At 55.0% G+C, this 20,310-nt stretch carries 17 protein-coding genes, 4 tRNA genes and 2 rRNA genes; 7 read left to right on the top strand and 16 right to left on the bottom strand.

The genetic code is table 11. The features are described 5' to 3' along the window. Positions 1 to 416: 416 nt before the first annotated feature. The 4 genes from FPZ49_RS33400 to FPZ49_RS33385 form a co-directional block, all read right to left on the bottom strand. A complete protein-coding gene (locus FPZ49_RS33400; protein ID WP_144854802.1) occupies positions 417 to 1,082 on the bottom strand; it encodes a 3-oxoacid CoA-transferase subunit B in 666 nt (221 codons plus the stop codon). Beyond that, positions 1,025 to 1,684, bottom strand: coding sequence for a CoA transferase subunit A (locus FPZ49_RS33395; RefSeq protein ID WP_391563902.1), 660 nt, complete (start codon positions 1,682 to 1,684; stop codon positions 1,025 to 1,027). The genes FPZ49_RS33400 and FPZ49_RS33395 overlap by 58 nt, the downstream gene beginning before the upstream one ends. Positions 1,685 to 1,867: 183 nt before the next feature. After that, the gene (locus tag FPZ49_RS33390) at positions 1,868 to 3,229 is read right to left on the bottom strand and encodes an aspartate aminotransferase family protein (protein WP_144854800.1); all 1,362 of its coding nucleotides are present in this window, start codon (positions 3,227 to 3,229) and stop codon (positions 1,868 to 1,870) included. 22 nt (positions 3,230 to 3,251) lie between these two features. Continuing rightward, positions 3,252 to 3,518, bottom strand: coding sequence for a YokU family protein (locus FPZ49_RS33385; protein WP_186446256.1), 267 nt, complete (start codon positions 3,516 to 3,518; stop codon positions 3,252 to 3,254). Positions 3,519 to 3,796: 278 nt separating this feature from the next. Here FPZ49_RS33385 and ablB point away from each other — a divergent pair, with 278 nt between their 5' ends. Beyond that, positions 3,797 to 4,651, top strand: coding sequence for a putative beta-lysine N-acetyltransferase (ablB, locus tag FPZ49_RS33380; RefSeq protein ID WP_144854796.1), 855 nt, complete (start codon positions 3,797 to 3,799; stop codon positions 4,649 to 4,651). Here ablB and rpoN read toward each other — a convergent pair. Next, entirely contained in the window at positions 4,646 to 5,953 is a 1,308-nt protein-coding gene (rpoN, locus tag FPZ49_RS33375; protein ID WP_186446255.1) for an RNA polymerase factor sigma-54, read from the bottom strand. The two genes, ablB and rpoN, sit on opposite strands and share 6 nt — an antisense overlap. 271 nt (positions 5,954 to 6,224) lie before the next feature. After that, on the bottom strand, positions 6,225 to 6,533 hold the full coding sequence (locus FPZ49_RS33370) for an SPW repeat protein (RefSeq protein ID WP_144854793.1): 309 nt from the start codon (positions 6,531 to 6,533) through the stop codon (positions 6,225 to 6,227). A 179-nt stretch (positions 6,534 to 6,712) separates the two neighbouring features. Here FPZ49_RS33370 and FPZ49_RS33365 point away from each other — a divergent pair, with 179 nt between their 5' ends. The 6 genes from FPZ49_RS33365 to FPZ49_RS33340 all read left to right on the top strand — a co-directional run bounded on the left by FPZ49_RS33365 (position 6,713) and on the right by FPZ49_RS33340 (position 14,682). Then, positions 6,713 to 7,606, top strand: coding sequence for a LysM peptidoglycan-binding domain-containing protein (locus FPZ49_RS33365; RefSeq protein WP_261381745.1), 894 nt, complete (start codon positions 6,713 to 6,715; stop codon positions 7,604 to 7,606). Between the two features lie 229 nt (positions 7,607 to 7,835). Next, the gene (locus FPZ49_RS33360; RefSeq protein ID WP_144854789.1) at positions 7,836 to 8,771 is read left to right on the top strand and encodes a carbohydrate ABC transporter permease; all 936 of its coding nucleotides are present in this window, start codon (positions 7,836 to 7,838) and stop codon (positions 8,769 to 8,771) included. Between the two features lie 14 nt (positions 8,772 to 8,785). Beyond that, complete coding sequence (locus tag FPZ49_RS33355) at positions 8,786 to 9,625, top strand: carbohydrate ABC transporter permease (RefSeq protein WP_144854787.1); 840 nt, start codon at positions 8,786 to 8,788, stop codon at positions 9,623 to 9,625. A 156-nt stretch (positions 9,626 to 9,781) separates the two neighbouring features. Then, a complete protein-coding gene (locus FPZ49_RS33350) occupies positions 9,782 to 11,164 on the top strand; it encodes an ABC transporter substrate-binding protein (RefSeq protein WP_144854785.1) in 1,383 nt (460 codons plus the stop codon). Between the two features lie 81 nt (positions 11,165 to 11,245). Further along, positions 11,246 to 13,078, top strand: coding sequence for a sensor histidine kinase (locus tag FPZ49_RS33345; RefSeq protein ID WP_144854783.1), 1,833 nt, complete (start codon positions 11,246 to 11,248; stop codon positions 13,076 to 13,078). Next, positions 13,075 to 14,682 carry a response regulator transcription factor gene (locus FPZ49_RS33340; protein WP_315899224.1) on the top strand — a complete coding sequence of 536 codons (1,608 nt, stop codon included), beginning with the start codon at positions 13,075 to 13,077 and terminating at the stop codon, positions 14,680 to 14,682. The genes FPZ49_RS33345 and FPZ49_RS33340 overlap by 4 nt, the downstream gene beginning before the upstream one ends. Before the next feature lie 113 nt (positions 14,683 to 14,795). Here the strand turns inward: FPZ49_RS33340 and gudD are convergent, their stop codons facing one another. The 10 genes from gudD to FPZ49_RS33290 all read right to left on the bottom strand — a co-directional run. Then, positions 14,796 to 16,139: a glucarate dehydratase gene (gudD, locus tag FPZ49_RS33335; RefSeq protein ID WP_144854781.1), complete on the bottom strand. Its 1,344-nt coding sequence runs from the start codon at positions 16,137 to 16,139 to the stop codon at positions 14,796 to 14,798. 20 nt (positions 16,140 to 16,159) lie between these two features. Next, complete coding sequence (gene gucD / locus FPZ49_RS33330; RefSeq protein WP_144854779.1) at positions 16,160 to 17,611, bottom strand: alpha-ketoglutaric semialdehyde dehydrogenase GucD; 1,452 nt, start codon at positions 17,609 to 17,611, stop codon at positions 16,160 to 16,162. 29 nt (positions 17,612 to 17,640) lie between these two features. After that, entirely contained in the window at positions 17,641 to 18,567 is a 927-nt protein-coding gene (kdgD, locus tag FPZ49_RS33325; protein ID WP_144854777.1) for a 5-dehydro-4-deoxyglucarate dehydratase, read from the bottom strand. A gap of 69 nt (positions 18,568 to 18,636) precedes the next feature. Continuing rightward, positions 18,637 to 19,341: a FadR/GntR family transcriptional regulator gene (locus tag FPZ49_RS33320; protein ID WP_144854775.1), complete on the bottom strand. Its 705-nt coding sequence runs from the start codon at positions 19,339 to 19,341 to the stop codon at positions 18,637 to 18,639. A gap of 156 nt (positions 19,342 to 19,497) precedes the next feature. After that, positions 19,498 to 19,574, bottom strand: a tRNA-Pro gene (locus FPZ49_RS33315). Positions 19,575 to 19,701: 127 nt separating this feature from the next. Beyond that, positions 19,702 to 19,778 (bottom strand) — tRNA-Asp (locus FPZ49_RS33310). An 8-nt stretch (positions 19,779 to 19,786) separates the two neighbouring features. Next, a tRNA-Val gene (locus tag FPZ49_RS33305) sits at positions 19,787 to 19,862 on the bottom strand. An 8-nt stretch (positions 19,863 to 19,870) separates the two neighbouring features. Continuing rightward, a tRNA-Glu gene (locus FPZ49_RS33300) sits at positions 19,871 to 19,945 on the bottom strand. A 75-nt stretch (positions 19,946 to 20,020) separates the two neighbouring features. Further along, positions 20,021 to 20,137: ribosomal RNA gene (gene rrf / locus FPZ49_RS33295) — 5S ribosomal RNA — on the bottom strand. Between the two features lie 60 nt (positions 20,138 to 20,197). Further along, positions 20,198 to 20,310, bottom strand: a 23S ribosomal RNA gene (locus tag FPZ49_RS33290); the annotation flags it as partial.

Here is a 20,310-nt window from a genome sequence, read left to right as displayed (position 1 = left end):
TGTTTGTGAAGCGATACGGAACTTCTGAGCCGGCTTGACATGGAGCCTCTGTGGGCATGATGACTGGCGAAGGGGCGATACCTCGTAAACTCGTATCGCCAGGCCATTGAGCCTATCATGCCCTCCCCTCCATGTAAAGCCTTTGGAGGACCTCTGAGAGAAGTCACCATCTCATGTTTGAATATTCTAAAACTAGACTTTGAACACTCTACTTTGTATTTACCAAAGACTGCTTACACAAACTTCTTGACGCTACCCGATTCTGTCCAACTAGCGGAACTACGTTCCGTTATATGCCACTTTTCCACTCGGATTTTCAACTAACGTACCTAATAACGGCTCTCAGTTCCGCTACGGCGTATGAGGCGCATGACAACACCCTTTTAGCGGAATACAGCTCCGCTATGCTGCTCTCGCTACGGAATATACCCCACCGTCTCCGGGACCGTTAACGCCGCCTCCGTGCTGCGCACCACATCCTCCACCGTATAAGGCGACATCACCTCGCGTAAAATCAGCCCCGCACCCGGCATCACCTCAATGACCGCCATCTCCGTAATAATCATATCGACGCATGCCGTCGCCGTGAGCGGCAGCACGCACTGCTTGCGAATCTTCGACTCGCCTTTATGATTCAGGTGATTCATCAGCACGATCACCTTCTTCGCCTTTTGCGCGAGCTCCATCGCTCCGCCGATGCCGGCCACCCGTTTGCCCGGCACGATCCAGTTGGCCAGGTCCCCGCTCTCGCTTACCTCCAGCGCACCGAGGATCGTGACGTCGATCCCGCCACGGCGGATCATCGCAAACGCAATCGCGCTGTCGCAATACGAGGCACCGTCAATGACGGTGACAGGGAAGCCGCCCGCGTTGCATAGGAACGGGTCCTCCTCCCCCGCAGCCGGGCTCGGACCGGCGCCCAAAATCCCGTTCTCCGCATGAAACACGATGCGAACGCCGTCCGGGATGAAATCGGCTACCCGGGTCGGAATGCCGATCCCCAGATTGACGACCATCCCGTCCTTCAGCTCCCGGGCGGCGCGCTGCGCGATCCGGTCCCGGCTTTCTTCTCCCATGCCCATTCCCAATTCACCCCTTTGCTCGGTATGACCATATGGACAAAAATGCCCGGAGTCACAACATGCTCCGGATCGAGCGCACCGAACGGCACAATTTCGTCCGCTTCGGCAATCGTAAACCGTCCGGCCATGGCCACGAGCGGGTTGAAATTGCGGCCGCTCTTATCAAACACGAGATTGCCGAACGGATCGGCCTGCCTCGCATGCACAATCGCGACGTCCGCCGTCAGCGCCGGCTCGACCAAATAGGGGCGGCCGCCAACCGTCACCCGCTCCCGCCCCTGCTCCATGATCGTCCCGATGCCGACGTCGACGAGAATACCGCCCAGCCCGACGCCGCCGGCGCGAATTTTTTCCGCCAACGTCCCTTGGGGATAAAACTCCACCTCCAGGCTCCCGTCCTCCATCTGCCGTCCGGCATTCGGATTGGAGCCGATATGGGAGGCGATCACCTTTTTCGCCCGCCCCGCCGTCACCAAGCGTCCGATGCCGATGTGCGGAAAGCCGGTGTCATTGCCGATCAGCACCAGCTCGCGCACGCCTTTGGCCAGCAGGCCCTCGATCAGTGTCGGAGGCGTGCCTACCCCGCCGAAGCCGCCAAACATCAGCGTGCAGCCGTCGGAGATGACCTCCAGCGCCTCTTCCAAGGTGCCAACCTTGCTGGGCAGCGGTGGTAAGGCAGCCCTATCACCGACTAGGTCGCGGCTTCGCTCCTTCACGATCTCGCCTGTCTCCCGCGCCCCGCTCCCGCTCTGCATTCGCTCATCTTCCATCCTCGATCCCTCCGATCAGGAGCCTTGGCCTTGGATCTCCCGCATCACTTCCTGCAGCGTGTCTTCAAGTAAACGCATGAGCAGCTCCAGCTCCTCATCCGAGATCGTAAGCGGAGGAGCGATGATAACCGCATCGCCCGCGCCATCCACACCGCCTGCCGCCGGGTAGATCAGCAGCCCTTTTTCAAACGCCTTGTCAATGACAAGCGAAGTCACGCCCTTCGCCGCTGGAAATGGGAGCTTGCTCTCCCGGTCCGCCACCAGCTCCAGCGCCAGCAGCAGCCCTTTTCCCCGGACGTCGCCGATGATTTCGCACTTGTCCGCGAGTCGATTTAACCGCTCCAGCAGCTTGCGCCCTTGCACCTCCGCCGCCTGCACCAGCTGATGCCGCTCGATATAGTCCAGCACCGCAAGCGAGACTGCCGCCGACTGTGGATTCGCGCTGTACGTATGGCCGGACATGACGACGCGCGAGCCCTGAAGAATCGGCTCCATCACGCGGTCCTTGACCATCGTAGCCGCCACGGGCGTATACCCCGCGCTCATCCCCTTGCCCAAGGCGATCACGTCCGGCTCTACGCCCCAATGCTCCATGCCGAACATCGCGCCCGTCCGCGCAATGCCCGTCATCACCTCGTCGGCGATGAACAGGATCTCGTGCCGCTCGCAAATCTCCTTGATCCGGCGGTAGTAATCATTCGGAGGCGTTACCGCTCCACCCGCCGCCCCGACGATCGGCTCCGCGATGAAGGCGGCGATATGCTCCGCCCCGATCCGCCGGATGGCCGTCTCCAGGTCGTCCGCACACGCGAGCCCGCACTCCGGGTACGTCCGGCCAAAAGGGCACCGGTAGCAGTAAGCGGGCGCTACGACAGGGTAATCCGCCAGCAGCGGCACAAAGCGTCTGCGCCGAAGCACGTGGCCCGACATCGAGAGCGCTCCCATCGTGATGCCGTGGTAGCTCATGCGGCGGGAGATCACCCGATTTTTCCCGTGACGTCCTTGCTCCTGCCAGTGCTGGATCGCCACCTTCATCGCCGTCTCCGTCGCCTCCGACCCGCTGTTCACGAAGAACGTCCAGTAATCGCGGCCGGGGGCCAGCTCGCTTAGCTTTTGGGCCAGCTGCTCCGCCGGCTCGCTGGTGAATTGGGAGCGGTAGACGAATGATACCTTCCTCGCCTGCTCCGCCATCGCGTCGATAATGTCCTGCACCCCATGCCCAATGCTCGCGGTAACCGCTCCGGAAGAGGCGTCCAGATAGGCTTTGCCCTGCTCATCGTACAAAAACACGCCCTGACCATAGCTGGCGGTGGGATACTGCCGATGCAGCACCGGCTTGATCAAATGCTCCCGCTTTTTCCCCGCACCCGTGCCCATGCCCATACCCCTTCCTGCAACTTCATCTTTTGAAGTATGATTTGGTGATTCTCGGCGCACGCGTTAACGCTTCATAGGTGAACTCTTTACCTAAAGAGGATACGTCGTTTAGGTACAGCGCCTCCTCCACCTTTTGCGCCATGCTTTCCGTCACGTAGGTTCCGCAGCTCGGACAATCGATCGCCGGCACCTCCAGCAGCCTGACCGTCGATCTTCCATCGGGCATGACCCAATAGCAATCCTTCGTGCCCTCCCGAATGTCCTCCGACTCGCACCATGTGCAGTTCAATTCGGTCACCCTCCTCCTCGCCTAACCTGTTTTGAATTCCCACTAGGATAACCAGCAATTTAGATGCCAACATGTCGCCCTACTTTAAGAGCGGGAAAGCCGCACAACTTAGGCCCACATGCAAAAGCTTTTGCGGTGCTCCCGTCTTTTTGCTGCAAAAACTTCCGTCATGCCTCCGCGAATCTCACGCAGCACTCCGGACATCGGCCGTGTTTTGGAGCTGGCACCTTTTTTGCAGTAAAGTATAGGTTGATAAGTACCAAAGGAGGACGCGGGCCATGCCGGATGAACATACTTACTATACGAACCTGGTCGAGCAAGGACCGGATTATGAAATGCACTACTGCTTGGATCGCTTCAACAAACGCTTGCGGGTCGACGATTACCGGGGCAACGTCCACGCCCTGTTCGAACGCATTCTCGAGATCGCAGGGGTCCATTCCCTGACCAAGCTGTTCTTGAAATCAAGGGAAGACGAATGGCAAACCTTCCTCTCCCTGGGCTGTATGCTGGAAGGAATCTATACCGGCTATTTCAACGGCGACGACGCCTACTGCATGGCTTACTATTTGGAGCTAGAGCGCCGGACAAGTGACTTTTGGATGGAGGAGGACCGCATCCTGAGGCAGGTGCTGGCCCTTCCGCAAAAAACAACGCTGGCCTTAGCCCCCGAGCATTGCACCTTACGCCAAGCCGTGGCCGCCGATGCCGAGGAGCTTGCGCGACTGTACAGCAGTGTGTTTCAAACCTACCCGACACCGATGAACGACCCGGCTTATATTGTGAAAGCGATGGGCGAAGGGACGGTTTTTTATGTGGTGGAATCGTCCGGCCAGCTGATCAGCGCCGCATCCGCGGAAATCAACAGCGTGTACGGCAACGCGGAGATGACCGATTGTGCCACCCTGCCCACCTACCGTAATCAGGGACTGATGCGCGTGCTCATTCAGGCGCTGGAGCAGGAGCTGCTTCAGCGAAACATCCGCTGCGCGTATTCACTGTCGAGAGCATTGTCGCTCGGGATGAACGCGGTATTTTTCCAGATGGGGTACCGCTATACCGGGCGTTTGACCAAAAACTGCGAAATCTACGATAAATTCGAGGACATGAACTTATGGGTTAAGGCGCTATAGCCGTTTCCTGCGGACAGAGGAGGCGAGACCCAGCTCTTCCCGGTATTTGGCCACCGTGCGGCGGGAAATCTGGATGCCCTCCTCGGTCAGCAGGTCGGCCAGCTTTTGGTCGGAATGCGGCTTGCTGCGGTCCTCCTGCTCGATCCAGGCCCTCAGCCTAGTCTTGACGGATTCCGAGGAGGCCGCCTCCCCCAGCTCCCGGCTCACCCCGGAAGGAAAAAAAAACGAAAGCTCAAACACGCCCCAAGGCGTTTGCGCATATTTTCCGGCGGTCGCCCGGCTGACCGTGGATTCGTGGAGGTGGACTTTGTCCGCGATCTGCCGCAAATTCATCGGTCTTAAGTGGGCCGCTCCTTTTTGCAAAAACTCGATCTGCTCCTCCGCTATAGCCTGGGTCACCCGGTACACGGTCCATCTTCGCTGCTCAATACACCTGACAAAAAACGCCGCCGCATTCAGCCGTTCCCGTAAAAACTGCCGTACCTCTTGATTCCCCCCGCCTTCCTGAACCATGCGTTCATACTGTCCATTCAGGGACAGCCTCGGCGCCGCCATTTCATTCATGCGCACGACGAATTGCTCCCCTACCTTGTCGATCATCACATCGGGAATCATATATTTCACATCGCCTGCATGAAACGCAGCACCGGGCCGCGGGTTTAAGCTTTTGATTACGTTCATCGCCAGCTTGATCTCTTGGGTCGACGCTTTGAGCTGCACCGCCAGTTTATGCACGTGGTACCCGGCCACCGCTTCCAAATGATGCTTGATTAAGAGCGGTACCAATGGGGACGAGTCCGGCAGCGCTCGAACCTGTAGGAGCAGACATTCCCTTAAGCCTCTTGCCCCCACGCCCGCCGGCTCCATACTTTGCAAAATGGCCAGCGCCTGCTCCACCTGATCCGCTTGGACGTGCAGGGTAAGCGCGATTTCGTCCAACGTGGGCTCGAGGTATCCGTTTGTATCGAGATTGCCGATCATGTAGAGCACAATTCGCCGAAGGGTACGCGACATCGGCTGTATAAAGCTGAGCTGCTCCCTTAAGTGTCCTTCCAGGGATGGCTGATGGTCTGCCGCATGCTGCAGCAGCTCCAGTCCTGCTCCCCGCCTGCCTACGCCTTGCTCCCAGCCTCCCGCGCTCGCTCCGTCCAGCTCCAGCACCGGATTGTCTTGAAGCTCCTGCTGCACCCAATCTAGCAGCTCCGGCGTCGATAGCTGGAGAATTTTGATCGCCTGTCGTAATTGCGGGGTCATTTGCAGCTTGGCGCTTTGCTGCTGGTACATTCCGTATCCAGGGCTCATGCGGTTCACCCTTCCCGGTTGTAATGCTTTACTGCTTTTATGTTTATTCACGTTAAGCATCATTTTTGACATGTTTCCCTATGCGCGGGTGCTGGGACAGGGGGTTTTATTTTGTTGGTGGGAGACCCATCCCTACTTCTTGCCGGCCTTTAGCTCCGTCCATAATCCGGTCGTACACCGACAGCGAACTTATTTAGTATAAAAAACAGCCCGTTCCTCTAATTTGAGGGCGGGCTGTTTGGTGTTGTTTGCCAACTAGGCCAACAAACAATTACGACTTATTCCCCGAATCCATCAGATTAAGTGCCACCGTCACAACCCCAAGAACGATGCTGGTCCACAACTCACCGCTCGATACCGGGAAGAGAAACGGAAACACGATAAACCATATCCCTGTAACCGCTGACACTAGATTTTGCCATCCGAGCTTCCCGCCGGCCCATAGCGACGCGATCAATTGAATAACCCCGAATACGACACTCGTCCACAAGGCACCATTCTGATCGGCGAATCCAAAGATCCACGGCGCAGCAGCGAACCAGATCCCGATCAATGCAGATAAGACATTTCTTACCTTCATGTCAGCACCTCCGTCTATTTTTGCAGCTAATATTAAGCTACATTAAATACTATGCGGGCCGAAGTCGGAATATGGCTGATTTCCCATTATTTAAGACTTAAAATTGCCAGTACAATCCTCTATCATAATGTTAAACCCAATCCCGACAAAAAATAGAGGAGCTGATAGATTTGAAATTCATGACACCGCTTACAACCATCGCAGCCAGTTTTCTTTTATTTGCAGGGACAGCCAATGCCGCTACATATACCGTTCAATCCGGAGATTCCCTCTGGAAAATCGCTTCTAAATATAATATAACGACCGCGGACCTCATGACTTCGAACCAGTTGACCACCGACATGATCTTACCTGGTCAAAGCTTGAAGGTCCCAGGACCAACCCCCTACACCGTGCAAAATAGCGACACGATGTGGCTGATCAGCCAAAAATTCGGCCTCACACTGGATACGCTGCTGAAAGCGAATCCCCAGCTCACGAATCCGAGCAACATTTGGAGCGGACTAACGATCAATATCCCGGATGGTTCTGCGCCATCAGTGAACTCCACTGCATCTACTCCTGCTCCAGCTGCCCCGGCAGCCGTTAGGAAGCCTACACAATTAACCAATGGTCAGTTCCCTCTCGGGAAAGGTACCTACCAGGGACCGCTGGAGGACAACTATGCTGACGGCCGCTCCTGGACCCCAACCGGCGGGGCCGAGCGTACGCATGAAGGCGTGGACATCATGGCCGCCAAAGGCACCCCGATTTACAGCGTACTCGACGGCACCATAATTAATTTCGGCTGGAACGAGTACGGCGGCTGGCGTGTGACCGTGCGTGTTGATGATTCGACGGTCTTCTATTATGCACATCTCAGCAAATATGCGGATGGCATTGGCATGGGCAGCAAAGTGAAGAAAGGCCAGCTGCTCGGCTACGTCGGCAATACCGGCTACGGTCCCGAAGGTACGGAAGGGCAGTTCGATCCGCATCTGCACTTCGGAATCTACAAGACCGATGCCGCCGCCTGGTATACGATTGACCCGTTCTCCTACCTGCAGTGGTGGGAAGCGAACAACAGTAAATAACTTTTGGCATTACAATTAATGACCGCCCTCAGCAGGGACGAACGCAGCGCTACCCTGGCGACTGCCCACTCCTTCGATTAGCTGAGCGGCGTTTTTTTATGTTCCACCCAATATCTGGTCCAGCCCAAAAAGTAAAAATAACCGTGATAATGATCAAAATAGCGTCATAAGCGAGCACGGAATGTTCTCTATAATAAAGGTACTTCAATAAATTTCGAGGTGAATCGACATGTCAACTAATTCCGCATCGCTGCCGCGCGCAGCTGCATCACGGAAACGCGGCGGAGCTTTGCAGCGCGGCGAGACGCTCGCGGGCTTCCTCTTCGTCAGCCCGATGCTAATCGGCGTGTTTATCCTGGTCCTGCTGCCGATTATTGCGACACTTATACTCAGCTTTGCTGATTGGAACTTCGTTGCCGGCTGGAATGGCCTCAAGTGGGTCGGGCTGTCTAACTTCCAGAAGCTTGCGCACGATACAACGTTCTTGAAATCGATCACGAATAACCTGCTTTTCTTAGTGTCGGTACCGGTGTACTTGATCATCAGTATGGTGCTGGCGGTCATCATCGACAAGTTCGTGTATTTCAAAAGTTACTTTAAAGTCGCATATTTTATGCCTTACATTTCGACGATCGTAGCCGTTGCCGTGGTATGGCAGGTCCTGTTCCAGCCTTCTTACGGACCGATCAATGAATTTTTGAAATCGATCGGATTTGCGAACCCGCCGAAGTGGATTGCCGACCCGAACTTTGCACTGATTTCTCTCATGATGATTAGCATATGGATTTCGATCGGCTTCAACATGATCATCTACCTTGCCGGATTGCAGTCTATTCCGAAGGACTTGTACGAAGCCGCAGATATCGACGGTGCGAATACTTGGGTGAAATTTACGAAAATTACACTGCCGATGCTGTCGCCGACGACCTTCTTCCTGCTCGTGACCGGGATTATCTCTTCGTTTAAAGTATTTGATATCATCGCTGTGCTGACGCAAGGCGGACCGATGGGCTCCACGACCATGATGGTGTGGGATATGTATGAGACGGCCTTCGTCAACCTGAAAATCGGTTACGCTTCTTCGATGGCTGCCGTGCTGTTCGTGTTTGTACTTATCATTACGTTCGCTCAATGGGCAGCTCAGAAAAAATGGGTTAACTACTAAAAGGAGGAATCCGTATGGAAAGGACACGGTCCTTCGATATTCGCAAAGCCATTGTCACCGTAATTATGTTCGCTATCAGCTTGTTGTTCTTAACGCCCTTCTTCTGGATGCTCGTCACTTCGTTCAAAATTGAGACCGAAGTGTTCGCCTTCCCGATTCAGTGGCTTCCTAAGCATTGGCATGCGATTGAAAATTATAAAGAAGTTTGGGTTGGAAAATACCCTTTTTACAAATACTATTGGAACTCGATTAAGATTAGCGTGTTGACGACCGTGATTTCGTGCGTGGTTTCCGCGATGGCGGCGTACGGGTTCTCCAAGGTGCAGTTTTCCGCCAGCAAGTGGCTGTTCCCCATCGTACTCACGACCTACATGCTACCAGGACAAGCCGCGCTGATTCCGCAGTTTATCCTGTATCGTCAAATCGGTCTGTTCGACAGCCATCTAGGGATCATCATTATCGGAAGCTTCAGCGTTCTCGGTACATTCATGCTGCGTCAGTTTTTCATGGGTGTGCATCAAGAGTATATTGAATCGGCCAAAATCGACGGGGCCGGGCATTTCCGGATTTTCTGGTCCATTGGTTTGCCGTTGGTAAAACCGGCTATTGCTACTTATGCCATCCTTCGATTCATCTGGACCTGGAATGATTATCAAAACCCGTTAATTTTCCTTCGTTCGGACAAACTATTTACAATCCCGCTGGCCTTGCAAAAGTTTACGTCGCTTAGCGGTGAATTCTACTCACTTATTATGGCTGGTGCAGTTTCCGCGATTTTGCCGCTTCTGATCGTCTTTGTTATCGGCCAAAAGAGCGTTATCGAAGGGATTGCGCTCGGAGGAGTTAAGGGGTAACCGGCAGCAGCCGGGCCCCTTCGTTCTTTCACAAAAGTAAAAATAGTGTCGAAAGAAGTAAAGATCGTGTCATAAGCAGCATGGTAGCGCTATCTATAATGAATTAGTAGAAAAAAAATTGTTATTCAAGCTTGGACAATTTCGAGGAGGGTTTTTATGCAAAAAAAGGTATGGACTGGTGTAGCAGCATCCACATTGGCACTTAGCTTGCTGGCAGGCTGCGGCGGTACAAGCGGCGGCACGACGGGCGGCAATCAAGCAGCTGGCGGTACCGACGCAAGTAAAGGTCCGGTAACGATCCGTTTGTACACGCACGGTACGGAATCGGCCTACAACTGGAAGAATACGTTAAGCGCTTTCGAGGCGAAAAATCCCGGTATTAAGGTTGAACTCGTTCAACTGAGTGAAAAGGGCGATTCCCAAGAAGCGATGAAGAAGCTTGACCTCGCAGCCGCTTCTGGCGAAGCGATGGACGTGCTGATGTTCTCCGACACAGCTGGTTACGCTCAGCGCGTTGCGCTTGGCATGGCAGCTCCACTCGATGAATACATCGCTAAAGAAGGCTACAAAGAGCAAGAGGAATACAAAATCGATACGTCTTTGAACGGTAAAGTTTACGCGCTTCCTGGTAAGTTCAATCCTTGGTACGTTCTGCTCAACAAGAACCAATTGGATGAAGCTGGCCTGAAAGTGCCAACGGACTGGACTTGGGATCAATTCGCAGAGTACGCGAAGAAGCTGACCAAAGGCGAAGGCTCCACTAAGCGTTACGGTACATACTTCCACGGTCCGCAAGGCGGCGGCTGGACTGAATATCTGAAGCTGATGATGGAGAACCAACCGGTCAACGCCGACTTCTTGAAGCCTGATGGCACGTCCAACCTGGACAACCCGAACTACAAGAAGACGCTTGAGCTTCGCGTAAAGATGGAGAAAGAAGACAAATCCGCTGTGCCTTATGCTGATTTGATCTCTCAGAAGCTGGCTTACCGTACGCAATTCTATGGCCAATCCGCGAGCATGATCGTTATCGGCAGCTGGATGAACTCCGAGCTGGGCGGTACAGATCAAATGCCACTCAACTTTAACCTGGCTGTAGCTCCATTCCCTAAGAACAACCCAGGCGATCCGAACGGTCTGACTCCGGTAGGAACGGACTTCGTATCCGTTGCCGCGGCGTCCAAGCATAAAGAAGAAGCTTACAAATTCGTACGTTGGTACACAACCGACGGTCAAATCGCTCAAGGTAAGAACATTCCATCCTGGAGCAAAGTAAAAGCCGAAGACATGAGCAAAATGATCGACACGATCTTGAGCACTACGAAGAATCCGGATAAAGTGGACAAAGCGTCCCTCATCACGACGATGCAAATCTCGAAGTCTTCGCAAGTGGCTCCACCGCAATCCTACCAAGCAGAAGTGTATAAAGCGCTCAACGAAGAGTTTGAGAAGCTGATCTTCGGCAAGCAGGATGTTGACGCTACGGTGAAGAGCTCGCAAGATCGCGTGAATCAAATTATTGCAGCAAACAAAAAATAAGAGTACGCTATACAAAAGCGGGGGCCGCTCATGGCTCCCTGCTTTTTTAGCGTTTTTTTCGCATTTCGGGAGGCTGTAGCCATGTTCGAGCGTGTCCGTGATTTTTTTGTATTTCGCTCCGTGCGGTCCAGGCTGATGGCGGCGTCGATCGCCTGCATTTTGCTGCCGGCCTTTTTTACCTTGCTTATTTACAACAATCTGACCCAGGATGCCGTCAAAAAGCAGGCGGTATCGAATTCGCAGGAGTCGCTGCTGCTCGTTAACGGCTCCGTCACCAGCTTGCTGAAAGGCATGCTGAATATCGCGAACTATGTGCAGACGAACTCGGACATGACCTCTTACTTTAAAGTGCTCGCTTCCGGCGCCTACCCGAAGGAAACCGACGAATATACCCGATTCATGGATGCCAAGCGAATTACGGATCAGCTGCGAAGCCTTGCCGCCATTGGGGAGAACAGCTATGTTACCGTGCTGCTCACCGATGGGACTTACTTCACCACCTACCAGAGCAGTGAATACGACCCATTACTGTTCATGAAGGAGCCGTGGTTTCATCAACTCTCCCAGCTGAGCGGCTTTCAGTCGTACTGGACTGGGCCTACGCCAACGGTATTCAGCAGTGATCGGCAGCGCAATCCGTACCAGCTTTCTGTCGTTCGCACGCTCCGCCGCGATGACACCAACATTTACGGATATGTTATCGTTACCTTCTTGGAAAATCAGCTGAACCGGATCTTCAGCCAGCTGTCCGGCGGCGAAGAAGTCATGATTTTGGATGAACAGCGTCGCATTATCTCCTACCCTGACCCCAGCCGCATTGAAGAGCTAGCCCCGTTCGGGCCCTTAGCGGTTGGGGATCAAGCAGCCTCCGATGTGATCCCGATTAACGGGGTAAACCATCTGGTAACGGAGCAGACGCTTCCTTTTACCGGGTGGCACCTGGTGTCGATGCAGCCCTACCGGCAGGCGATTGTCAATACGAATACGATTTTCAGCAAGGTGTTTGTGTTTCAGCTGGCTTCCTTCATTGTCTTCCTGCTGCTGCTGCTCTATTTGCTCCGCAAGTTTACCATGCCGCTGGTGCGTCTGGGGAAAACGGCGGGAACCGTGCAGCGCGGCAATCTGACCGTGCGCTCCGGTGTACGGGGCGTGGATGAAATCGGCCGCCTCGGCAATTCCTTCGACCTGATGCTCGATAAAGTGAACGAGATGATCGATGAAGTATCGGATACGCAGGCCCGCAAGCGCCGAGCGGAGCTGGCCATGCTGCAGGCTCAGATCAACCCCCATTTTCTGTTCAATGTGCTGAACTCGATCCGGATGAAGGTCATGAAGCGCGGCGATGCGGACAGCGCGAAGATGATCGCGGCCCTCTCCAAGCTACTTCGGATGACCGTCAGTCAAGAGCAGGATGAAATTACGCTGCATGAAGAGCTGGATTTGCTCACGAACTACGTCGACCTGATGAACATGAGGCAAAAAGAAGCCGTAGAGCTGCAGTACGACGTCTCCGCCGAAGCGCTGCTGGTGAAGGTTCCCCGCTTCTTCCTTCAGCCGGTCGTGGAAAACGCGATCATTCACGGACTGAACCGCAAGGCGGGGACGATCGTGGTACAAGGTACGATGGAGCCCGGTGCGCTGCTGCTGAAGGTGAAGGATAATGGAACCGGCATGGATGCATCCAAGCTGGAAACCCTCCGAGGCAAAATAGACGCGGAATCTGGCAAGCATCCGGAGCAAGATGGCACGGGCGGCGGCTTTTCCGGCATCGGCTTGCCCAACGTCTCAGAGCGGATGCGAATGACCTTCGGGGAAGCGTTCCGGATGGAGGTGCAGAGCATCGAGGGTGAAGGCACGACGATTCAAATGGATATTCCTTGGGAGAGTTTGACCCGTTACGAGGAGGTGGAATGATGTATAACGTGATTTTAGTCGACGACGACTATCCGGTGCTGGAGCTGTTGTCTGAGGCGATCGGCTGGGAGGAGCTCGGGCTTCAGCTGACCGGCATGCACGAGAATGGACAAGCCGCTTGGGAGCAGGCGCAGGAGGCGCTGCCCGACATCGTCATTACCGACATCGGCATGCCGAAGATGAACGGATTGGAGCTCATCGAGCGGTTAAAGGAGAGAAAAGCGAATATCCGCTTCGTTATCTTGTCCTGCCACAGTGAATTCCAATTTGCCCAACAGGCGATGCGCCTCAACGTGCAGGATTATTTGCTCAAGGACGCACTGGATCCGGCCGAGCTGGAGATGCTGCTGCGCCGCGTCAAGGAAAGCCTCGATGCTGAAGCGCAGATGAACTGGCAGCAATCGCGACTGAAGCATATGGTCGATGAAACGAAGGAGCTGCGGAAGGAGCAGTGGCTCAAAAACTTCATCGAGCAGCCCCTGCTCTCGCCGCAGGATTGGCTGAAGGAAGCGCAGAACAACTACGGACTGCTCGCCGAGGAGATGGCCTGTCTGCCTGTAATCGGCTTTTTGGAGGGCTATTCGCAGGCGAAGCGACGGTTTTTATCCGATCAGACGCTTCGTTTTGCTGTCAACAATGTCATGGACGAAGTGCTTCAAGCCGCCGAGCTGCCTTGCTTTCACACCAGCTATGGCAATCGGGAGTCGTTCCTCTTGTTCTCTTTCCGTCCGGGCATTAAGACGAACGTCTACGATCAGATCGGAGGTTCGCTAAAGGCGGCTCAAGATGCGCTGCAATGGACGCTCAAGCTGCGGATCTCGTTTATTTTGGGCGAGCCTTGCAGTACACCGGAGACGCTGCGGCCCATGCTAGGAGAGCTGGTGGGCAGCCGCGCTCAGCGCTTTTATCTGGAGGAAGGCGACATCGCCAAGCGGCGTCCCGTGACGAAGCAGGCTTACGAGGAAGTGTTCACCGACTACGACCTGGCCAGCACGGAGCTGCGCGAATCGGTCATCGGCAAGCGCCCGGAAGCGGTGAAAACGGTCGTCGAGCGCTGGACCTCGCAGCTGAAGGCCCGCGAATACGCGCCGGAGACGGTCAAGGATTGGATGCTGAAGCTGCTGCTCGACCTGAAGCTGAAGCTGCAGTCGCTGCAGTTCATGCACCCCGGCTACTCGGCCGATACGCTGCATAAGGAGATCGCCGAGATCGATTCGCTAAGCGAAATGAAGCATTGGCTGATCGAGCATCTGGAGGCCGTTTCCCTGCTGGTTGGCACCGCCCGCACCAGCATGCGAGCAGAAGTGGTGGAGGCGTGCAAATACGTCTCGCTGCATTTGGACCGGCGCATCAGTCTCGAGGAGGTTTCCGAGCATTTGCACCTCAACGCCAGCTATTTCAGCCGGATGTTCAAGAAGGAGACCGGCGAAAGCTTCATTGAATATGTCACGCGGATGAAGATGGAACGCGCCAAGGAGCTGCTGGACCGCACCAGCCATTCCGTCGGCAAAATCTGCGAGCTTCTCGGGTATGACAATCAGAGCTATTTTATCAAAATTTTCAAGTCGCATACGGGAGTCACGCCGGTGGAGTACCGGGGGTAACCTCCCTTTGCACCTTCTTCTACAGCCCCGGCTGCACCAATAGGAAAAAGCCTGCAAGAGCTTTTCATAAAGCTCCTACAGGCTTTTTGCCATACGTCTAGTTATAAGTTCGGCTATCTTACCATACAAGGCCGTTTATTATCGAATTTCCAGCCTGGAATCAAATACTGCATCGCTTTCGCGTCATCCCGCGCACCCAGCGCCATCTCGTTGTAGAGCCGGTTCGCCGCTTCAACCTGCTCCATGTCGATCTCTATGCCTAAGCCCGGCTTCTCGGGCACAGCCACCATGCCGCCGACGATTTTCAACGGCTCCTTGGTGAGGCGCTGGCCATCCTGCCAGATCCAATGCGTATCGAGTGCCGTAATGTTCCCTGGAGCCGCCGCCCCTACATGCGTAAACATCGCCAGCGAGATGTCAAAATGGTTGTTCGAATGCGAGCCCCAGGTGAGGCCCCATTCATGGCACATCTGCGCCACGCGGATGGAGCCCTGCATCGTCCAGAAGTGCGGATCGGCGAGCGGAATATCGACCGATTGCAGCTGAATCGTATGGCCCATCTCGCGCCAGTCGGTGGCGATCATGTTCGTCGCCGTCGGCAGGCCGGTCGCGCGCCGGAACTCGGCCATCACCTCGCGGCCGGAGTAGCCTTTTTCCGCGCCGCACGGATCTTCCGCATAAGCCAAAATGCCGTGCTTGCCGCGGCAGAGGCGGATCGCCTCCTCGAGCGACCAGGCGCCGTTCGGATCCAGCGTAATCCGCGCCTGAGGGAACCGCTTGGCCAGCGCTTCGATGGCGACCATCTCTTCCTCGCCGCTCAGCACGCCGCCCTTGAGCTTGAAGTCGTTGAAGCCGTAGCGCTCATACGCCGCTTCGGCCAGCCGCACGATCGCCTCCGGCGTCATCGCTTCATCATGGCGCAGGCGCAGCCAATCGTCCGCCGCCTCCGGCTCGCTCCGGTACGGCAGATCGGTCTTGCGGCGGTCGCCGACGTAGAACAAGTACCCCAGCATCTCGACCGCCGAACGCTGCTGGCCTTCTCCGAGCAGAGCCGCTACCGGCACCTCCAAGTACTGCCCGAGCAAATCCAGCAATGCCGCCTCAAGCGCCGTCACGGCATGGATTGTGATGCGCAGATCAAAGGTCTGCAAGCCGCGTCCCCCGGCATCGCGATCGGCGAACCGCTTCCGCACCGCTCCCAGCACCTGATTGTATTTGCCGATGGATTGGCCGATGACGAGCTCTTTGGCATCCTCCAGCGTTTGGCGAATGCGCTCCCCGCCTGGCACCTCGCCTAAGCCCGTGCGGCCTGCGTTGTCTTTTAGAATGACAATATTGCGGGTGAAAAACGGGCTGTGCGCCCCGCTCAAGTTCAGCAGCATGCCATCGTGGCCTGCCACCGGGATAACCAGCATCTCCGTAATGATCGGTGTTCCTGCAGCCATTTCTTGATTCATCGCGCCAGCCACTCCTTTTCTTATCCCTTCACGAATACCGTCTTAACCGACGTGAAAAACTCCATTGCCGCCCGCCCCTGCTCCCGCGAATGCGAGCTAGACTGCTTCATGCCGCCGAACGGTGCCTGCAGCTCGACGCCTGCGCTTTCCGCGTTGATGCGCACGAGACCTGCGTCCATTTCATTGATGAAAGACAGCATGCTGCCGATATTGGTGGTAAAAATGGATGCGCTAAGCCCAAACTCCACGTCGTTGGCCAGCTCCAGCGCCTCTTCGATGGTGTTCACCTTCATGAGTGCGAGCACTGGACCGAAAATTTCCTCCTGCGCGATCGCCATCTTCGTCGTCACATTCTCGAACACCGTTGGTTCGACGAACAAGCCGTTTTCAAACCCCTCACCTTGGAGACGGTTCCCGCCACAAAGCAGGCTAGCGCCTTCTTCCGTTCCTTTTTGCAGGTAGGAAAGTACAGTTTGCAGCTGGCCCTCATTCGCGCAAGGACCCATCCAGATGCCGGCCTTCATGCCGTCTCCGACGGTCAGCTGCTGAACCTTTTGCACCAGCTTCTCTTTGAACGCGTCGTACACTTCGCTTTGGACAATGACTCGGCTCGTCGCTGTACATTTTTGTCCGGTCGAACGCAGTCCGCCACTGATCGTAGCCTCTACCGCCAGATCAAGGTTCGCGTCATTAGCTACGATCACCGGATTTTTGCCGCCCATCTCGAGCTGGTATTTCGCGCCGCGCGCCAGTGCCGCCTGCCCGATCCGCTTACCTACGCCATTGGAGCCGGTAAACGTAATCCCGTTCACATCCGGGTGCGTTGCCAGCCCTTGGCCGATGATGGAGCCGGAGCCCGTGACCATGTTGATCACGCCTGCCGGCAATCCAGCTTTCGCGAAGCACTCGACGATCTTGGCGCAGGTTACCGCCGTTTCCGAGGCTGGCTTCACAACAACCGTGTTGCCGTAGATCAAGGCCGGAGCGATTTTCCAGATTGGAATCGCCACCGGGAAATTCCACGGCGTAATGACACCCACCACGCCCAGCGGCGTGCGAGTCGTAAACATCAGCGCTTCGCTGTCGGTCGACGGGATCACATCGCCCACTGAGCGCAGCCCCTCACCTGCGTAATAGCGCAGGATCGCCACGCCTCTTGCCGTCTCGCCTTTCGCCTCTGGGAACGTCTTACCCATCTCGCGCGTCATCGTCTCCGCTATTTCGTCCAATCGGCGCTCCAGAATCGACGCCACTTTGTACAACAGATCCCCGCGCGCGCTGCCGGACAGCTTTTTCCATGGCTTCGACGCTTGCTTGGCTGAGGCTACCGCTTGATTCAAATCGTCCATCGACGATTTTTGAAAGAGACCAACGACCTCCTTCTGATTCGCCGGATTCCGGCTTTCCTCCACTTCCCCCGTCACCGATGGCGTCCACTGCCCATTGATAAAGTTCAAATACGTTGCGCTCATTGTCGTATAGCCTCCTTGTTGGTCGCTTTTTATTGGTTCGCTTGCTTAGGGAATCGTTCGAATGCCGTCTTCAAAATGCTCTCCAGCTGCGCGTAATGCTCCTTCTCCACCGGAATGAGCGGCGGACGCACCGTCGTCCCAACCGGCAAGCCGACAATCTCCATGCCCGCTTTGATCAATGCGACGGCGTAGCCCTTGCGCTGTCTTCGAATCCGGCTGATTGGCAAAATCACATGCTGATACAGCTCGTTCAGCAGCTCCTTGTTGTTGTTGAGCAGCGCATCATAGAACAGCCGCGAAATATGCGGAATGTAGTTTGAAATCGCCGAGGAGTACGCATTGAAGCCCAAATTCACGTAGGCTGGCATCGTCACCTCTGCCATCGGCATGCCGTTGAGCCAGGTCAAACGGTCGCCTATGACTTGTGTGAACTCAATGTTGTTCTCCATGTTGCCGTGGCCGTCTTTGAAGCCGACCAGCTGTGGATGCTCCAACAGCCGCTGCAGCGTTGCTAGCGTCAGGATGCAGTTGTCCCGCTGATACACGATCGCATTCAAATCAGTGCTCCCGATGATCGCGCTGAGGTACTGATACAGCCCCTCCTGCTCCGGCTCGATCAAGTACGGCGGCAAAATCAAATACCCGTCCGCCCCCAGCTCCTCCGATAGCTTGGCCAATTCCAGCGCGTGGGCAATATTGCCTCCTACGCCGGTGTAGACCGGCACTTGGCCCTTCGCTGCCGCCAGCGTTACCTCGACCATCGTCCGGTAGTCCGCCGTGCTTAGCGCGTGAAACTCCCCTGAACCGCATCCCACAAAAATCGAAGACAAGCCCTCATCGATCAAAAATCGAACATTTGCCTCCAGCGCTTTCGTATCCAATCTCCCCTGTTGATCCTGAGGTGCTACTGGAAATCCCAAAATCCCCGTCGGCGCCTTTCTCTCGTTTGCTGCCATATCCATTCCGCCTCTCTCATCACTATGTAATTTTATTGAAAGCGTGTTCACAATAGTTCTTTTAGTGACTCAGCCTTCCTGTATCGCCTTCATCACCTTAGCTCTTACATGCCCCAAGTGGAGGTACATGCTGGAGTACGCGGCTATTGGATCCCGCCTCTTCAACGCCTCAAAAATCGCCTGATGCTGCTGCATCGTCGCCGTATGATCTCTTTCATCGAGCGGAATTTGGCTGAGCGTCTCGTCAAACATATTCAGCAGCGGATCAATGCTGCCTTCTAGAATCGGATTATTCGCGCTGTACGCGATCGTCCGATGAAACGCCTTATCAATCTCGCTGTACTCGGTCTTATTGAGCGACATCTGCTGCAGATTTTGCTCCAACAGGTGCAGCTGCTCTGCGGTAATTTTCTCCGCGGCCATCGTCACCAGCCCCAGCTCCAAAGCCATTCGGGCTTCCACGATCGAAGGAATATCCCCGGCCGACAACGCCAGCATGATCGAAAACGGCTTACTGCCAATCCGGTTGGAAAAATACGTGCCCTCCCGCGTTTTCCGATGAATCATACCCATCGTTTCGAGCGAGCTTAGCGCCTCTCGCAGCACGGGCCGGCTCACAAACAGCCGGTCGCTGAGCTCTGCCTCCGTCGGCAGCTTATCCCCTGGCTTCAGCTGGCCGCTCATCAGCAGCTCAATAATTTGGTCGACCACCTGCTTGGACATCGTCTCCCGCTTGATGGACTTGATTTTGATTTCATCTTGCTTTTCATTCATGGTCCTCACCATTCCATCCACTTCTTGCCTATTTGTTTCATTTGTCTAATTGTATGACAAATCATTGTAAGCGTCAACAAGAATAGGCCTTGAAAATAAAAAAACCACTCTATTTAGAGTGGTTTGACCCATCGCTGGGTTTAATGTTTTGTAAAATGGTCGGGACGACACGATTTGAACATGCGACCCCCTGGTCCCAAACCAGGTGCTCTACCAAGCTGAGCTACGTCCCGAACTTTAAAAATCATGCCGGAGCTGACGGGATACTCTTCGTTACACTCCGAGACTGCGAAGTATTCCTAACGAAGCTTATGCTCCGACGAACCCTTAGGGTTCTCACCCTTGCACTGAAGTAAATCATGGCGGAGCCGACGGGATTCGAACCCGCGGTCTCCTGCGTGACAGGCAGGCATGTTAGGCCTCTACACCACGGCTCCACACAATATGGTGAACGCTGACGGGATCGAACCGCCGACCCTTACCCTGTCAAGGTAATGCTCTCCCAGCTGAGCTAAGCGTTCATAAGTAATGGTGACCCGTAGGGGATTCGAACCCCTGTTACCTCCGTGAAAGGGAGGTGTCTTAACCCCTTGACCAACGGGCCTTGATACTGACGCATAAAGCTATGCATCGTTAGAGAAATCATTTGAAAAGCCCACCCCAGGTGGGCTCCTCAGTTGCTTGGCGACGTTCTACTCTCCCAGGACCCTGCGGTCCAAGTACCATCGACGCTGGAAGGCTTAACGGTCGTGTTCGGGATGGGTACGCGTGGTTCCCTTCCGCCATCATCACCAAACGGATTGTTCAGGATTTGCACCCTGAAAACTGGATTCGAAACAAAGCTTGCTGAATCGTTTTGGATAAGCCCTCGACCGATTAGTATTCGTCAGCTCCACACGTTGCCGCGCTTCCACCCCGAACCTATCTACCTCGTCGTCTACAAGGGGTCTTATATACTGGGAAATCTCA

Source organism: Paenibacillus cremeus (assembly GCF_007786445.1).
Classification (GTDB): domain Bacteria; phylum Bacillota; class Bacilli; order Paenibacillales; family NBRC-103111; genus Paenibacillus_G; species Paenibacillus_G cremeus.
The sequence above is the reverse complement of the archived record's forward strand: the minus strand, read 5'-3'. Positions and strand labels throughout refer to the sequence as shown.

Bases quoted from the DNA above. Each gene is read 5' to 3' on its own strand.
- FPZ49_RS33365 (WP_261381745.1), top strand. From the start codon at position 6,713: ATGACACCGCTTACAACCATCGCAGCCAGTTTTCTTTTATTTGCAGGG.
- ablB (WP_144854796.1), top strand. From the start codon at position 3,797: ATGCCGGATGAACATACTTACTATACGAACCTGGTCGAGCAAGGACCG.
- FPZ49_RS33395 (WP_391563902.1), bottom strand. From the start codon at position 1,684: ATGTTTGGCGGCTTCGGCGGGGTAGGCACGCCTCCGACACTGATCGAG.
- FPZ49_RS33340 (WP_315899224.1), top strand. From the start codon at position 13,075: ATGATGTATAACGTGATTTTAGTCGACGACGACTATCCGGTGCTGGAG.
- FPZ49_RS33355 (WP_144854787.1), top strand. From the start codon at position 8,786: ATGGAAAGGACACGGTCCTTCGATATTCGCAAAGCCATTGTCACCGTA.
- FPZ49_RS33370 (WP_144854793.1), bottom strand. From the start codon at position 6,533: ATGAAGGTAAGAAATGTCTTATCTGCATTGATCGGGATCTGGTTCGCT.
- gucD (WP_144854779.1), bottom strand. From the start codon at position 17,611: ATGAGCGCAACGTATTTGAACTTTATCAATGGGCAGTGGACGCCATCG.
- FPZ49_RS33390 (WP_144854800.1), bottom strand. From the start codon at position 3,229: ATGGGCACGGGTGCGGGGAAAAAGCGGGAGCATTTGATCAAGCCGGTG.
- FPZ49_RS33320 (WP_144854775.1), bottom strand. From the start codon at position 19,341: ATGAATGAAAAGCAAGATGAAATCAAAATCAAGTCCATCAAGCGGGAG.
- FPZ49_RS33350 (WP_144854785.1), top strand. From the start codon at position 9,782: ATGCAAAAAAAGGTATGGACTGGTGTAGCAGCATCCACATTGGCACTT.
- FPZ49_RS33360 (WP_144854789.1), top strand. From the start codon at position 7,836: ATGTCAACTAATTCCGCATCGCTGCCGCGCGCAGCTGCATCACGGAAA.
- FPZ49_RS33345 (WP_144854783.1), top strand. From the start codon at position 11,246: ATGTTCGAGCGTGTCCGTGATTTTTTTGTATTTCGCTCCGTGCGGTCC.
- gudD (WP_144854781.1), bottom strand. From the start codon at position 16,139: ATGAATCAAGAAATGGCTGCAGGAACACCGATCATTACGGAGATGCTG.
- kdgD (WP_144854777.1), bottom strand. From the start codon at position 18,567: ATGGCAGCAAACGAGAGAAAGGCGCCGACGGGGATTTTGGGATTTCCA.
- FPZ49_RS33400 (WP_144854802.1), bottom strand. From the start codon at position 1,082: ATGGGCATGGGAGAAGAAAGCCGGGACCGGATCGCGCAGCGCGCCGCC.
- rpoN (WP_186446255.1), bottom strand. From the start codon at position 5,953: ATGAGCCCTGGATACGGAATGTACCAGCAGCAAAGCGCCAAGCTGCAA.